Raw genomic sequence first — 14152 nt, forward strand, 5'->3', positions numbered from 1 at the left:
GCAGGGCCAAACAAGGATGACGCCATGACTGTGCACTACCACAAGGGTGACCTGCCCGCCGATCTCGACCTCGGCCCGATCGTCGCCGTCGACACCGAAACCCTCGGCCTGTCCCTGACCCGCGACATGTTGTGCGTGGTCCAGCTATCGGCCGGCGATGGCGATGCCCATGTCGTGCAGATGGACCGACCGACCTATGATTGCCCCAATCTCAAGCGGGTTCTGGCCGACCCGGCGGTCGAGAAAATCCTGCATTTTGCCCGGTTCGACGTCGCCATGGTCGAGAAATATCTCGGCGTCACGATGGCGCCGATTTTCTGCACCAAGATCGCCTCGAAACTGGCCCGCACCTATACTGATCGCCACGGCCTGAAAGATGTCACCCGCGAATTGGTCGGCGCCGACATGAACAAGCAGCAGCAATCCTCGGACTGGGGCGCCGCCGAATTGTCGCCGGCACAGCTGGAATACGCCGCCTCGGATGTGCTGCACCTGCACAAGCTGCGCGACGTATTGACGATGATGCTCGAGCGGGAAGGACGGATGGATCTGGCCAAGGCCTGTTTCGATTTCCTGCCGACGCGGGCCCGTCTCGACCTCGCCGGCTGGCCGGAAATCGACATTTTTGCTCATTCCTGACCGCGGCCGCCTTGAAAAGGCCAGCAAAGACTGGTCTTTCTGGCGCGAGGGTCGTGTGCGACGACCCAATCGGATGTATTTGACCCGGTGACCAGCTTGACCGCCCCTTCCGGCTTCCAGCCGCAGCAATCCAACGCCTATGCGCGATGGGAGCCGCGTCGTGCCTTGGCGTTGAGCGTTGCCCGGCGTCGAACCGCCTTCGTTCGTGGCCTGCGGCTCTTCTTCACGGCAGGCGCCCTGACGATAACCGGCCTGCTGGTGGTTCAGTTGGTCCTCGGGTCGAGTGGCGCGGCTGTCGGCGAGACCGAGTCGGTCAGCACGGATGTACGCATGACCAATCCGCGTTTCACAGGCCGGGACGAAAACCTCACCCCCTATGCGGTGACGGCTGACGTCGCGATACGGCGCCGTGATGCCGCCGATGGCGTCACCGAGCTCGAGCGTCCCCGGCTCGATTATAACTTTCTCGAAGCCGGCACCGATGTGTCGCAAGTGCTGGCCGAATCCGGCCGCTACGATCTGCCCAATCGCATTCTCGATCTCTACTCAGACGTCAATTTCCGGACCCGCGCCGGCTACAGATTCCAGTCCAACCACGCCCGCATCTTCCTGCGAGATGAACGCGTGACCGGTGAGGAAGCGGTGGAAGGAACCGGCCCGATGGGTACAATCCGGGCCGACAGCTATGAAATCTCCGATGGTGGCAATCACATCATCTTTTCCGGTAATGTCCGGGCACGGCTGGTACAGGACCGAACCGCGCCCGACACGACAGCGCCGCCCGAGGAAGGAAATCAATGATGCGCCTGCTTGCTATCGCCCTGACCGGGCTTATGAGCGCTGCACTCACGGGCAATGCCGCCCTGGCCCAGATCGGCAACTCCTCGCTTCCGCTGGACATCGAAGCGGACACATTCGAGGTCTTTGACGCCGAGCGCCACATCGTCTGGCTGGGCAATGTCCACGTCGTGCAGGGCGAATCGAGCCTGCAGGCTGACCGGATGGACGTGTACTATAATGGCGAAAGCGAGGGCGAAGGCGGTGGCTGGGGCGATATCGACCGTATCGTCGCCACCGACAATGTTTTCTACATCACACCGGCCCAGCGCGCGCGCGGTGACCGCGGCGTCTATCAGATGGCCGAGGAGATCATCACCCTGACCGGCGAGGTCGTCATCACCCAAGGCGATAATGTGATCACCACCAATCGTTTCGTGAACAATCTGGCGACCGGCAATTCCAATTTCGGCGAAGCCGGCACCGGCGAGCGCGTGCGCATGGTCCTGCAACCGGCCCGCACCACCGACGAGGCCGAATCGTCTGACACACCCGAAGGCTGATTTCCGGCTGCCGGCACAAGGACACGTTTTTCATGGCGCTTACCGAACCCATGCCTGCGGCCGAAACCGAACCGGCTGGCGGGCTCGTCGTCGAACAGATCGGCAAGGCCTATCGCAAACGGCCCGTCGTCAAAGGCGTCTCGGTATCCCTGCAGCGCGGGGAAGTGGCCGGCCTGCTCGGCCCCAACGGCGCCGGGAAGACGACCTGTTTTTACATGATCACCGGCCTGGTCGAAGCCGATTACGGACGCATCCTGCTGGATGGCGAGGACATCACGCGCCTGCCCATGTATCAGCGCGCCCGGCTCGGCATCGGCTATCTGCCGCAGGAAAAATCGATTTTTCACGGCATGACCGTGGAACAGAACATTCTGGCTGTCGCCGAAGTGGTCGAGAAAGACCGCGATGCCCGCCATGCCCTGGTCGATCAATTGCTGGAAGAGCTGCGCATATCGCACCTGCGCAAGGCCCCGGCACCGTCACTGTCAGGCGGCGAACGCAGACGCATGGAAATCGCCCGCGCCCTGGCGACCCGCCCCTCCTTCATGCTGCTGGATGAGCCCTTTGCCGGCATTGATCCGCTGGCCATCACCGATATCCGCGACCTGATCCGTTTTTTGAAAGAGCGGGGAATCGGGATTCTTATTACCGACCACAATGTCCGCGAAACCCTTGAAATCACGGACAGAGCCACGATCATTCACGAGGGTGAAGTGCTGTTTGAAGGCTCGCCGGCCCAGATCCGCGCCGACCCAGACGTGCGCCGCGTTTATCTCGGAGAAAGCTTTGGCTGATTAACCTCTGCATGAAACGTACCAAACAGAGGTTCACATGGCCGGATTGATGCAGAAGCTGGACATGCGCCAGGGACAATCCCTGGTGATGACGCCCCAGCTCCAACAAGCCATCAAGCTGTTGCAGCTCTCGAATATCGAGCTTGCCGAGTTCGTTGAAGGCGAACTGGAACGCAATCCGTTGCTCGAACGCGATGATCGCGACACATCCACCGAATCATTGCGCGAAGAAGGTCAGGGCGAGCCGCGTGAGCTGGAACTCGCGGCACCATCGGCCGACGCCAATGATTCGATGGATGCCGATACCGACATGATGCACGGCGATGATTCGAAGTCGGACCTGTCCGGCGTTGAAGGTGTCGAGAGCGGCGCAGCCATGGGCGCCGGTGCCGGTTCGAACTATACCGCCGGAAGCGGTCGCGGCCCGGCCAGCGAAGATTATGACGCGATCGCCAATTCCTCGCGTGACATCTCCCTCGCCGATCACCTGCACAATCAGCTCTCGGTCGCCGCCCGCGATCCGATCGACCGCCTGATCGGCGCCCACCTGATCGATCTCGCCGATGATGACGGATACATGCGCTCCGATCTCGATGAGATCGCGGCCCAGCTCGGCGTCGACCGGGCACGCGTGGAAGCGGTGCTCGTCCTGACCCAGACTTTCGATCCTGCCGGCGTGATGGCGCGCGACCTGCCGGAATGCCTGGCGCTGCAGCTCAAGGACAAGAACCGGCTCGACCCGGCCATGGCCACCCTGCTCGACAATCTGGAACGCTTGGCCAAGCACGACTATGCCGCGCTGAAATCACTGTGCGGTGTCGATAATGAGGATCTCGACGAGATGATCGCCGAGATCCGCGCCCTGACCCCGAAGCCGGGTCATGCCTTCGGGGTCGATTCGACCCGCGCCGTGGAACCCGATGTCTTCATCCGCCAGTCGCCGGATGGCAGCTGGCAGGTCGAGTTGAACTCGGAAACCCTGCCGCGCGTGCTGGTCAACAACAGCTATTTCAACGAGATCACCGCCGTCGCCAAGTCGGAAACCGACAAGACCTTCATCACCGAGTGCTCGCAGAATGCGTCCTGGCTGGTCAAAAGCCTCGATCAGCGCGCCCGGACCATTCTGAAGGTCGCCAGCGAGATCGTGCGCCAGCAGGACATGTTCCTGGCCCATGGCGTCGCCTATCTGCGCCCGCTCAACCTGAAAACCGTGGCCGACGCGATCGGCATGCATGAGTCGACCGTCAGCCGGGTCACCTCGAACAAGTATGTCGCAACCCCGCGCGGCATGTTTGAACTGAAATATTTTTTCACCTCCGCAATCCCGTCGGCCGGAGGCGGGGAAGCCCACTCTGCCGAGGCTGTCCGCCATCGGATCAAGACGATGATCGGCCAGGAATCGGCCGATGACGTGCTGTCCGATGACAGCCTCGTCGAACAATTGCGTGATGAAGGGATTGAAATCGCACGCCGGACTGTGGCCAAATACCGGGAGGCGCTCAACATCCCGTCCTCGGTCCAGCGTCGTCGTATGCTCAAACGTGCTGGCTAGGGATCGCTTGTCCGGGCGCCCCGGTGGAAATCTCCACCGAGATTGCGGCCCGCTGGCATCCGGAGAACAGTCATTGACTCCCCCCGCGGCCCGCGACTAGGTTCCGCCCGCTTTCCGAGGAGAGGCGGAACTGCACGTCAACGCCTCACGTGCCGGTGTATGGCCGGCGGGAAGGAGCGCATGCATATTCAGGTGGTCAGCAAGGGTATCGACGTCAGTGGCGCGCTGCGAGAACAGATTCTCGGCCGCGTCGAAGACGGAGTTGCCAAATACTTCAACCGTCCCGGTGAAGCTTATGTATCGATTTCGCGCGAGGGCACAGGCTTTCGCGTCGAGTGTTCGGTGCATCTGCCCTCGGGGGTGATGCTGCAGGCCCACGGCGAAGCCGATGACGCCTACAAGGCAGCGGAAAACACGATGGAGCGCCTGGAGAAGCGCCTCCGCCGCTACAAGCGGAAACTGAAGAACCACCACAATGACAACAAGGCCGAGCTTCCGGCCGAAAGTCTCCCCATCGTCGTCCTCAAGGGCATGCGCGACAGCCATGTTGAAGATGAGGACGATTATGAGGAGGACGACACAAGTGGCGCGCCGCTCAATGGTGCGCCGGAGCCGATCGTCATCGCGGAACAGGTCGGAGAAGTCCGCACCCTGACCGTGGGCATGGCGTCGCTGGAACTGGATGCGGCGGATTCGTCCTTCCTGATGTTCCGCAACGCCGCCAATGGTGGTCTCAACATCGTCTACCGGCGACCGGACGGCCATATCGGATGGCTGAACCCGGCGCGGGAAGATCGCTCAGAGCCGGCCTAGGAGCGAGTAGTCGAACAATGGCGTTAGCAGATTTGATCCCGAATGCGGGCGTGAGCATTGATTTGGGTGCGTCCAGCCGGAAACAGGCCCTCCAGGCCATGTCCGAACTGGCTGCCGGTCTGACGGGACAAGCGTCCCGGACGATTTTCGATGCCGTGCTCCAGCGCGAACGCCTCGGCTCGACCGGAGTCGGACAGGGCGTCGCCATTCCCCATGCCCGCTTGAGCGGTGTGGACGAAGTGGTCGGCGTCTTCGCCCGGCTCCGAACGCCGGTCGACTTCGAATCCATCGATGGTCGACCCGCGGATCTCATCTTCATGCTGCTGGCGCCTGAAAACGCCGGCGCGGAACATCTCAAGGCTCTGGCCCGGGTTTCCCGCCTGCTGCGCCGTGAGGATGTCCGCCAACGTCTGCGTGCCGCGCCCAATACCGACGCCGTTCACGCTGTCCTGGCGGGAGAACCGGCCAGCGACGCGGCCTGAACCGCCTGAACAGGGTACTCATCACCGGTTCAGCAAGATTGTGGTGACCTGACGCTTGAGATTGTCAGGAGACCCGACATGCTGCGCATATGTCTGCTGGGTGCATGCCTATTGGCCGGCTGGCTGGCGCTGGGAAGCGCCCCTGCCATGGCCCAGACCCCACCCCCCAGCCTGCGGGAAATGGCCGAGAGCGGCGACCCGGAGGCGGCCTATGCCTACGGCTATGAACTCAGCTTTCCCGAAGAGGGCGAACCCGACACGGTAACGGGTCGGTACTGGCTGGTGCAGGCGGCGGATGCCGGCCTGGCTCCCGCCAATCACATGCTCGGCGTGATCTATCGCGACGGATTCGGCGTCGACCCGGATATCGACCGCGCCCGCGCCTTCTTCGAGCTCGCTTGGCAGGCCGCGGATCCGTCCGCCGGTCACGATCTCGCCGAGTTGATGCTGTATGATTATGACGGCGAGCGCGACGCAGCCATCGCCATCCTGGAAACCCTGTTGTCCGACGTCGAACTCGGTCCGCTCGCCAGCCTGACACTGGCAGAAACCCTGATGTTTGACGGTGATGGCGAGGTCGACGCGGCGCGAGCCGTCACCCTGGCCCGCGACGCATTGGACCGGCAACCCGACCTGATGCGGGCCCACTATATTCTCGGAATCGGTGCCGCCGAAGGTTTGGCCGGTCCGCGTGACCCGGACGCCGCCCGGCGGGCCTGGGAGGCCGGGGCAGAGGCCGGCGATACGCTGGCGCTGATGGCACTTGCAGACAGCTGGCTGGACCCGGGCTGGGGTGAGACCGACCCGATCGAGGCGAGGGTCCTCTACGAGCTCGCGGCCGAGCTGGGCGATGATGACGCGGCACAGCAAGCCGCGGTGCTCGCCGACGAGCAGGCCAACACATCCGACGACGACGTGGCGGCCCGGCGCGCCGCCTGGCAGCTGCGGCTGGGTTGGAATGATATGCCCGACTGACCGAACAACGAAATTCCGAATCCTGTCCGTTGTTTCAAGAAAAAACCCCGCCGGAACCGGCGGGGTTTGATCTTGGTGGAGCTGGACGAACCAACTTCGAACCAGCTTTTCCAAACTCTAGCCGATTGGAACGACCAGCTCAAATACGCTGAGGACTTCATCCACAACGCCAATTCTGGAGGGCCGCAGCCATGACGCAGCCCCTCCGCAAGACATTTCATACATCGGCCAAGCCCAAGCCGCCGAAATACCCGTCGCCCTTCTCGCTCCGTTTCAGTGAGGAAGAGCGGGCCATCCTTCGCGCTCGCGCAGGCAAGCGCTCGATAGGTGAGTATATCAGGGGCGTGTTGTTCGGCTCCGGTGTCTCCGCCCGCAAGGTGAAGCGCCGCAACCCCTCCGAGGCGAATAAGGAACACGCCGCCCAGCTTGCCGGTCTCGGCCAGTCGCGGCTGGCTTCCAATATGAACCAGATCGCCAAGGCCGCCCATATGGGCGCTCTGCCGGTCACGCCCGATCTCGTCGAGGAGCTGTGGAAGGCCTGCGAGGATATCCGCACCATGCGGCGCGCTTTGGTCGGATCGCTCGGTCTCAAGGCGCAGGAGTGATGCGCCATGATCCTTGTCGGTAATCAGCGCGGCGGCGCACGCGATCTCGCACAACACCTCCTCAAGGAGGAAAACGATCATGTCGAGGTGCATGAACTTCGCGGCTTCGCCTCGGAGACACTTCATGGCGCGCTGAACGAGGCGCATGCGGTCAGCCAAGGCACACTCTGCAAGCAATTCCTGTTCTCGCTGAGCCTCAACCCGCCGCAAAATCAGCGGGTCAGCACCGAGGCGTTCGAACGCGCCATCGATCAGGCCGAGATCAAACTCGGCCTGGACGGTCAGCCCCGCGCGGTCGTTTTCCACGAAAAGGAAGGTCGGCGGCATGCCCATGCGGTGTGGAGCCGCATCAAGGCCGACGAGATGAAGGCGGTGCAGCTTTCCCATTCCCGCAACAAGCTGATGGAGGTCTCGCGCGAACTCTATCTCAAACACGGCTGGCGCATGCCGGACGGCATGACGGATCGCTCAAAGCGCGATCCGCGCCGCCTCTCGCACGAGGAATGGCAACAGGCCAAACGTCAGGACAAGGATCCGCGCGCCATCAAGATCGCGATCCAGGATGCGTGGGCAAGTTCGGATTCGGCGGCCGCCTTCTCCCATGCGCTGGAAGAGCGCGGCTTCAAACTGGCGCGAGGAGACCGGCGCGGCTTCGTGGCGATTGATGAGCGCGGCGAGCCCTATGCCGTTGCCAAGTGGGCGGGCATCAAGACCAAAGCCATCCGCGAACGGCTCGGGAGCGGGACCACGCTGCCCGACCTGAATGAAGCCAGAGAGCGCTATGCCCGCGACATGCAGGCCACGATGGATAGCCACCGCAGAAAGCTTCTGGAAGAAGCAAGAGCCCGCAAGGAGGCCGCACAACGCGCCCGCGCGGCGCTGGTGGCCCGTCAACGCGAGGAGCGGGAGCGTCTCACATCCGCGCTGGAAGCGCGCCAGCAAGCAGAAGCCAAGTCCCGGCAATCGCGCTTCCGCCCCGGCCTCGGCGGCGTCTGGGACCACCTCAGAGGCGAGTACGCACGCATTCAGACCCAGAACGAGGCGGAAGCCTACGCCGCCTACACGCGCGATAGAAAACAGAAGGACGACGCGATTCTCCGGCAAATCGAAGAGCGCCAGCGTCTGCACCAGGATCGCAATCGCGAACGTCTGGAACAACTACGCCAGAGGCAGGAAGTCCGAACGGATGCGAGGGCATTCGCGGAGCGCGCCGAGCAGGCGCGGAATGATCGGCTGGCGGCGTTTAAGGAGCGGCGTCAGCAGAAGGCGCAGGAGCGTCCTCGTTCGCGTGATGGACCCGAAATTGGGCGGTAGGTTCGCTAGTGGCAAAGCCAAACTACTGCGATGCCGCGATGCCTACAGGAACTTCGGCTAGAGTCCAATTTCCCTTGCCATTATTAGTTGGAATGTGCGGTGCGACCTGATCGACTGACCGAACGTGGAGCTGCGGGGTTTCCGGATTCATATCCCATACGTGGAAGATGTATCTATCACCAACCTTTTCTGCCTGGCGCCACTCATTTCGGGTGATGTAGAACCGTAGCGGCGAAGCTGTCGTGGACTTTACCTCGATCATCTTGCTGACGATGGACGCGTCTCTAATATCGAACGATAGCACGTCGTATCCTGCAAAATTGTCATCCAATCCTGGCCATTCGGGCTGACGATCAATTCCGAGCGAACTTAGCGTCGCTCGCTCATACTCAATGGTCAAAATTTCGGCTTCGCGACCTTGGGCCATCTTTATGTGATCGGTGATGAGGCGAGCGTACCCAGCCGTCTCGTCCCACCATACCAACGTTTCTGAGCATGGCGTCTGCTCCATGAGCCCGGCTGCATGAAATACATCACGGTTATTTTGATCTAGGCCGTCCAAGAAGCGCTTGCGTCCGTGGCGCATTAACTTCGACCAGATTGGTTGTTGAGCGACAAGTACCGCACGTATGCAGTGACGAAAAAACACCGGCCCTTCTAGAGGACAAAGTTGGTCGACTATTTTGTGTAGCTCCAGGGCTGAAAGCATGTCCAAGCTTGCCGCATCGGCATCCACACTTTCTATAAAGGCGACCAACTCAGCGCCACCGTATTCAGGGTACTTAGTTTCGTACGCTCGTAGTAGGCGTAATCCCTCGAAACTCGAGAGTGAGAATAGACGTTCTGTCGGCATTGAGAGCTTCATAGCTCCTCCATGTCGCTTCCCTCGGAGCGCCCCTCGAATTCGGCGATCAGGTCAATTATGTCCTGGAGGTCTACGTCATAATCTACTGGATCATCCGCTTGCTCCTCGTCGAACGCGAGTTCATGCAGATCTGGATCATCCAAAAGCGCCTGCATATTGCGAATTTTTTCGGTCAATCGACGACTTACGGAGTAATCAATGCTGCCTATGATGGGAGGGGCTTTTGACCGGTAGACAAAAATATTGGTTTCATCGGTGGGGCTAAGCCCCAGTCTATGGATGCGGTCTATTGACTGAAGATAATGAGTGGAGACGTAACTTCTATCAGCATAGATGGCATTGTGACAAACTGTGTGGAGACTAATACCTTCCCCCGCTGCAGCAGGATTTGCTACCAGGACAAAACAATCATCGTCTTCATGAAAACGTCTAATTTTCCCTTCTCTTGTATCGGAATCAGACGCGGAGCCAGAGTGAACTCCTCCATGTATATACACGGGATTCAAGTCGCCCAACATTGCCACCAGCCCATGGATCGTTCCAGTGAATATTGTCCAAATTACACACTTCTGACCATTTCGCGCCAGCTCCCGGGCGTGATCCGCTACAGCCTGCATTTTTGCTGAATTCCCCTCGTCCAGAACCTGCTCGACAACAGCAGAAGCGATAGGGGAGTCGTCGTTGGCCATCGCCGCCAGTGCCAGCGTCGGATTCACTGATAACTGCAGCAAACGCATTACAGAACGGCGGGCTTTCGAAAACTGGTTTCCGCTTATCCCGCCGCTCAAATTATTCGCTTGGTTGCGGATGAATTCGCTTCGAACCATCGAGTAGAGCGCCAGTTGGCCCGGAGACATATCTACGTCCAAAAAATGACGCGTTGCTTTCGGAAGGCCAAGCTCTGACTTTGTGGTGCGAACATAGAGGTTGCCCAAAACTTCTCGCGGAGACCTGCCTTGGGTAACTTCGAGGCCGAGTCCGTGCCCCGGCCACAGGAAGTCTAATTGGGATTCGATATCAGTCGCGGATTGCGGCATCGGTGTGCCGCTCAGAATATCACGACGAATAGGGAGCCCTGCGATATTAAGTAAAAATGCTCCACGGAGTGAACGCCACCCTGCCTTCATCCGATGCGACTCATCAAGCACCAGATGAGTTGGAATAGTTGCTAGGTGTTGAGCCACCACATCTTGCTGTCGAATCATCAAGTCGTACGACATGATGAACCGGGTCGCGCCAGAACTCAGAGCTGCACGGGTTTCATTTTCCGAGCCATCAAGGACCGTAAATTTTTCAGATACGCTATTGGGCGCAGCCGGATTCATACAGTCTACTACAACATCTTGCCAGGCTTGGAGAGCAGCCTTGGGCGCAACAATGAAAAAGTGCTGGCTTGGCTGCCTGGTGAGGAGGTGCAGAGCGAAAGTGACGGTCGTTTTTCCAGCGCCGGGGACCGAAAAGTTTGCACCATTCTCGAGAGCAAGAAGGTGGCCGAGGTCTCGAAGCTGAAAAGATTTCAACTGCCTCTTGGTGAACCCGAGGGCCACTAGCCGGGATTCGATCTGTTCCGGGGACAAATTTTCTGTGAGTTTGGTTCGTTGCTCTCGCACGCGCCGAATTTGCTCGGAGAACTCCTTCAGCTTCGCGGTAGCTTCGGCTTGAGGCTTAAATCGAAAGTTCAGTGTCTGCTGATTGATACGCGTTCCGAGCTCTCGGACAGTCGTAAGCGTGTCAGGCCAGGATAGGGTGATGGAATTTCCATCGATTTTATGTTCATATTTTTTTGTTCGTATCGAGAGTTTAAGGCGGGCCCAGATCGGAGAGCTTTCATCGCTTACTCGGAATGAGCCCGCTTGCTTCGCGGAGTGATATTCAATTTCGACAGCAGTTGTCTCGCTCTCCATCGGCTAGGTCACTCCGAGTGAACATTTGCGCTGCCAGCCTTGGCGGCTAAACGCTTTTCGATTTGCTCGTCGATATTGTCCAGCGCAGCTCGGATCGCCTCAACTTGTTTGCGCATCGGAGCTAAGGTGCTTTCGCCGGCGGCAACAACGTCTACCCCTGTGAGCTTCGAGTGAGCTTGAGACAATGCGCGAAGCGCAGCCTTTTCGTTCTTCTGCCCCTTCTCCAATTCGATTGCAGACTCCGCCGCATCCAGGAGAGCCATGAACGCATCGTCCTTGGTCGCCTCATCCTTCAGCGCGCCGATAAGTGTGGAGTAATCAGTTGCAGATTCATCATCATCGATTTCGAACTCAAATTCTTCTGTATCGCCGTCTACATCCCTGACCGTCATGGGGATGTCCATGTTATCAGCAAATAAAGACAGCACTTGAGGTGCCAATTTCCCAAAGGCTGGGTTTAGATTATAGATTCGACCGGATACGCGGCTCCGATTTTCAAATAATGACCAAGCGATTGCGCGGCTAGCGTCTTGTAGAGCAACCTCTTTCCGGGCGATGCTCTTAGGGATGTCACCGAAAATTTGCTTCCCTTCTTCCGCGACCAATTCGTAGCGGCCAGGTTTGTCGACCCATTCAGCAAGATACAAGTCGGCTTCGTCCAGCGCCTGAAGGACATTTTCGATGTCCTGCTTGCTTCTTTTGAGGCGGTCGGCAACCTCCTTGGGTGAACGCCCCTTGCTGACTTGGCGACGAATAAGGCGAGCATCGCCTATCCAATCGTAGTCCAGCTTAGTCTGCGGACGCGCCTGGAGATCCGCCTCAATATCATCAATTTCGTCTCTGGTCGTATCCGCTGGCAACACGGCGCACTTTACATGGCTAAAGCGTTCGTCCACCGACCCATCGGAAGCGCGGTATAGTTCACGCATCGCGCTCAGGCGCCTGTTGCCATTTACTACAACACCGCTGTGCGTAATTAAAATTGCTTCTCTTTGCCCGTCGTCAGACAAGACACTGATGATTGGCGTGACAGAGCCAGACCCTTCTTTCGAGAGTTTCGACAAGATTGAGTGTTGAACTTGCTGCGCACTGGAGAGTTCTTGACCTTTATCAAAAAAGTCAAAGTCGCGTTTGCCGCTTGAAATTTCGGATTGCTGCGCGCTAAACGTTCGACAGTTCTCCATACGGTAAACCAGAAGGTCTATTGGCAGGGAAACCACCTTCGGTCGAAGAACGTCACCTCGAAAATCGTATACTGGGTCACCAAACTCGGTAGACACTTTCAATCGTTGTTCGATCAGCTCTTTGCGCTCTGCAATGGGACGAATTTTGATTTCAAAAGCCATCTCTTTTTTGCCCTACTCAAATGCCACAATCAGAATGGGTACGGTGATTACGCGGTCAAAAAGTTGAAGTTCACGAATCACACGGTCTGCGTTGGCAATGTTGTCACCAATTTTTTTTGCGGCTTCCAACGTAGGCAAAGCCAATGCGGCTGCCGATATGCGCTTAGACTGGTATAAGTATTCCAGTTTGAGAAAGTCGTATGGTGCGCGGCTCATATTCCCAGTTTGTAGTTGGAAAGCCAAATCGTCCTTCTGAGCAAAGACTTTAATGTTGCTTGATGGGTCAAGGGCCACACTGAGTGCCCACCCATCACCAAGAAACTCATTTTCAACATGAGCACGAATTTCTTGGGTGCACCCCTTTTCGATGCGCAAGGACGGGGCCTCAAAGACATCAGTCAGCCATTCCTTCATGTCGCGCCGCATCCACTGCTCACCCGCCGCATGGTGCTGATCGTATGTGTGAGAAAGCTTCATTACTTTCCTTTCGGATTGGGGTCGTAGACGGGCTTGTTCATGGGGCGTGTTCGAAGGGTTCCCGCTCGCAATGCGTGAATTCTATCCCATGCGGTTGCCACGTAACCCGCGTCAAGGTCGCAGCCAAATGCATTACGCTGGTTCTTGAGTGCGGCGATTGCCGATGACCCCACCCCAAGGTACGGGTCGAGCACATTGTCCCCCTCATTCGTAAGTGACAGTACCAGGCGCTCTACCAGACCAATAGGAAACTGACAGGGATGATCCGTCTTTTCGACGTGGTTGGATTTTACATTTGGAATATCCCAGACGTCCTCTGGATTTTTCCCAAGAGGATTGCCTGAAAGTTGACCCTTATTTGGCCCCTTGAAGTGCTTCTTATGTGGATACTTAGAAGGGATACGAACGTCATCCAAGTTGAACACGTAGTCATCTGATTTGGTGAACCACAAGATAGTTTCGTGCCTGCCGGAAAATCGTTTTTGACAATGAAGCCCGTGCCCGAACGTCCACACAATGCGGTTCCGTAGCTTCAAGCCATGGTCTTTAAACTTGGGATACAGGAGAATATCGAGCGGAAATATCTCGCCATCATCCACATGGTTGCCGACTTGCCAACAAATCGAACCGTTAGGGTGCAAGACCCGCACCGCCTCGGCAATGCATGCGACTTGCTCCTCAATGTACACTTCTTGCGAACGGCGCTGCTCGTAGGATTTCCCGATATTGTACGGAGGAGACGTGACGATGAGCTTCATTGACTCATCGGGTAGCGATCTCATGAACTTTAAATTGTCTTCGCATCTAACCGTTGCCGAAGCATCCACCTGCAGCCGAACCACCTCATCCCCTGATACTCGGCTAGTTTTGAGTTTTTGGCCTCCCATTGGTGCGCCCCGCCTCTTTGTTCTTATAACGTTCCAGATGGAATCATGCCAAACTTCGCGCTAAAAGTGAAGTTAAATAACGAGATACAATAAAGTTTGCCGAGGCGGGCACAAGATGTTGTGGCACAGTCATAAGGCCTACTTTGGCCGATGTAAGCT

Annotated in this window: 15 protein-coding genes; 10 read left to right on the plus strand and 5 right to left on the minus strand. The window is 58.1% G+C overall.

The features are described 5' to 3' along the window. The first annotated feature begins 24 nt into the window (after nucleotides 1-24). The 10 genes from AWH62_RS15565 (at nucleotide 25) to AWH62_RS15610 (ending at nucleotide 8514) form a co-directional block, all read left to right on the plus strand. Nucleotides 25-639, plus strand: a complete 615-nt coding sequence (locus tag AWH62_RS15565; RefSeq protein WP_075191411.1) for a ribonuclease D — start codon at nucleotides 25-27, stop codon at nucleotides 637-639. A gap of 96 nt (nucleotides 640-735) precedes the next feature. Next, entirely contained in the window at nucleotides 736-1440 is a 705-nt protein-coding gene (gene lptC, locus AWH62_RS15570) for an LPS export ABC transporter periplasmic protein LptC (protein WP_075191482.1), read from the plus strand. After that, a complete protein-coding gene (locus AWH62_RS15575) occupies nucleotides 1440-1979 on the plus strand; it encodes an LptA/OstA family protein (protein ID WP_158025648.1) in 540 nt (179 codons plus the stop codon). Before lptC ends, AWH62_RS15575 begins: the two co-directional genes overlap by 1 nt. A 32-nt stretch (nucleotides 1980-2011) precedes the next feature. Continuing rightward, nucleotides 2012-2773, plus strand: coding sequence for an LPS export ABC transporter ATP-binding protein (gene lptB, locus AWH62_RS15580; protein ID WP_083635255.1), 762 nt, complete (start codon nucleotides 2012-2014; stop codon nucleotides 2771-2773). Between the two features lie 37 nt (nucleotides 2774-2810). After that, nucleotides 2811-4325: an RNA polymerase factor sigma-54 gene (gene rpoN / locus AWH62_RS15585; protein ID WP_075191413.1), complete on the plus strand. Its 1515-nt coding sequence runs from the start codon at nucleotides 2811-2813 to the stop codon at nucleotides 4323-4325. A 180-nt stretch (nucleotides 4326-4505) separates the two neighbouring features. Beyond that, the gene (gene hpf / locus AWH62_RS15590; protein WP_075191484.1) at nucleotides 4506-5138 is read left to right on the plus strand and encodes a ribosome hibernation-promoting factor, HPF/YfiA family; all 633 of its coding nucleotides are present in this window, start codon (nucleotides 4506-4508) and stop codon (nucleotides 5136-5138) included. 17 nt (nucleotides 5139-5155) lie between these two features. Next, complete coding sequence (gene ptsN, locus AWH62_RS15595; protein ID WP_075191414.1) at nucleotides 5156-5620, plus strand: PTS IIA-like nitrogen regulatory protein PtsN; 465 nt, start codon at nucleotides 5156-5158, stop codon at nucleotides 5618-5620. Between the two features lie 78 nt (nucleotides 5621-5698). Next, nucleotides 5699-6595 carry a tetratricopeptide repeat protein gene (locus tag AWH62_RS15600; RefSeq protein WP_143743100.1) on the plus strand — a complete coding sequence of 299 codons (897 nt, stop codon included), beginning with the start codon at nucleotides 5699-5701 and terminating at the stop codon, nucleotides 6593-6595. Nucleotides 6596-6786: 191 nt separating this feature from the next. Then, nucleotides 6787-7200, plus strand: a complete 414-nt coding sequence (locus AWH62_RS15605; RefSeq protein ID WP_075191416.1) for a hypothetical protein — start codon at nucleotides 6787-6789, stop codon at nucleotides 7198-7200. Nucleotides 7201-7206: 6 nt separating this feature from the next. Beyond that, nucleotides 7207-8514: a relaxase gene (locus tag AWH62_RS15610; protein ID WP_075191417.1), complete on the plus strand. Its 1308-nt coding sequence runs from the start codon at nucleotides 7207-7209 to the stop codon at nucleotides 8512-8514. A gap of 22 nt (nucleotides 8515-8536) precedes the next feature. Here the strand turns inward: AWH62_RS15610 and AWH62_RS15615 are convergent, their stop codons facing one another. The 5 genes from AWH62_RS15615 to AWH62_RS15635 are packed head-to-tail and all read right to left on the minus strand — an operon-like array spanning nucleotide 8537 to nucleotide 13888. Next, nucleotides 8537-9379 carry a DUF3883 domain-containing protein gene (locus AWH62_RS15615; protein WP_075191418.1) on the minus strand — a complete coding sequence of 281 codons (843 nt, stop codon included), beginning with the start codon at nucleotides 9377-9379 and terminating at the stop codon, nucleotides 8537-8539. After that, nucleotides 9376-11283: a DEAD/DEAH box helicase gene (locus AWH62_RS15620; RefSeq protein WP_075191419.1), complete on the minus strand. Its 1908-nt coding sequence runs from the start codon at nucleotides 11281-11283 to the stop codon at nucleotides 9376-9378. The genes AWH62_RS15615 and AWH62_RS15620 overlap by 4 nt, the downstream gene beginning before the upstream one ends. A gap of 8 nt (nucleotides 11284-11291) precedes the next feature. Then, the gene (locus tag AWH62_RS15625; protein ID WP_075191420.1) at nucleotides 11292-12629 is read right to left on the minus strand and encodes a hypothetical protein; all 1338 of its coding nucleotides are present in this window, start codon (nucleotides 12627-12629) and stop codon (nucleotides 11292-11294) included. A 12-nt stretch (nucleotides 12630-12641) separates the two neighbouring features. Next, on the minus strand, nucleotides 12642-13106 hold the full coding sequence (locus AWH62_RS15630; RefSeq protein ID WP_075191421.1) for a restriction endonuclease: 465 nt from the start codon (nucleotides 13104-13106) through the stop codon (nucleotides 12642-12644). Then, nucleotides 13106-13888, minus strand: a complete 783-nt coding sequence (locus AWH62_RS15635) for a site-specific DNA-methyltransferase (RefSeq protein WP_369823730.1) — start codon at nucleotides 13886-13888, stop codon at nucleotides 13106-13108. The genes AWH62_RS15630 and AWH62_RS15635 overlap by 1 nt, the downstream gene beginning before the upstream one ends. Nucleotides 13889-14152 lie beyond the last annotated feature (264 nt).

Source organism: Maricaulis sp. W15, from assembly GCF_001924955.1.
GTDB lineage: Bacteria > Pseudomonadota > Alphaproteobacteria > Caulobacterales > Maricaulaceae > Maricaulis > Maricaulis maris.

Coding starts and splice junctions, on each gene's coding strand:
- AWH62_RS15565 (WP_075191411.1), top strand. CDS start 25: ATGACTGTGCACTACCACAAGGGTGACCTGCCCGCCGATCTCGACCTC.
- AWH62_RS15575 (WP_158025648.1), top strand. CDS start 1,440: ATGCGCCTGCTTGCTATCGCCCTGACCGGGCTTATGAGCGCTGCACTC.
- lptB (WP_083635255.1), top strand. CDS start 2,012: ATGGCGCTTACCGAACCCATGCCTGCGGCCGAAACCGAACCGGCTGGC.
- rpoN (WP_075191413.1), top strand. CDS start 2,811: ATGGCCGGATTGATGCAGAAGCTGGACATGCGCCAGGGACAATCCCTG.
- hpf (WP_075191484.1), top strand. CDS start 4,506: ATGCATATTCAGGTGGTCAGCAAGGGTATCGACGTCAGTGGCGCGCTG.
- ptsN (WP_075191414.1), top strand. CDS start 5,156: ATGGCGTTAGCAGATTTGATCCCGAATGCGGGCGTGAGCATTGATTTG.
- AWH62_RS15600 (WP_143743100.1), top strand. CDS start 5,699: ATGCTGCGCATATGTCTGCTGGGTGCATGCCTATTGGCCGGCTGGCTG.
- AWH62_RS15605 (WP_075191416.1), top strand. CDS start 6,787: ATGACGCAGCCCCTCCGCAAGACATTTCATACATCGGCCAAGCCCAAG.
- AWH62_RS15610 (WP_075191417.1), top strand. CDS start 7,207: ATGATCCTTGTCGGTAATCAGCGCGGCGGCGCACGCGATCTCGCACAA.
- AWH62_RS15615 (WP_075191418.1), bottom strand. CDS start 9,379: ATGAAGCTCTCAATGCCGACAGAACGTCTATTCTCACTCTCGAGTTTC.
- AWH62_RS15620 (WP_075191419.1), bottom strand. CDS start 11,283: ATGGAGAGCGAGACAACTGCTGTCGAAATTGAATATCACTCCGCGAAG.
- AWH62_RS15625 (WP_075191420.1), bottom strand. CDS start 12,629: ATGGCTTTTGAAATCAAAATTCGTCCCATTGCAGAGCGCAAAGAGCTG.
- AWH62_RS15630 (WP_075191421.1), bottom strand. CDS start 13,106: ATGAAGCTTTCTCACACATACGATCAGCACCATGCGGCGGGTGAGCAG.
- AWH62_RS15635 (WP_369823730.1), bottom strand. CDS start 13,888: ATGAGATCGCTACCCGATGAGTCAATGAAGCTCATCGTCACGTCTCCT.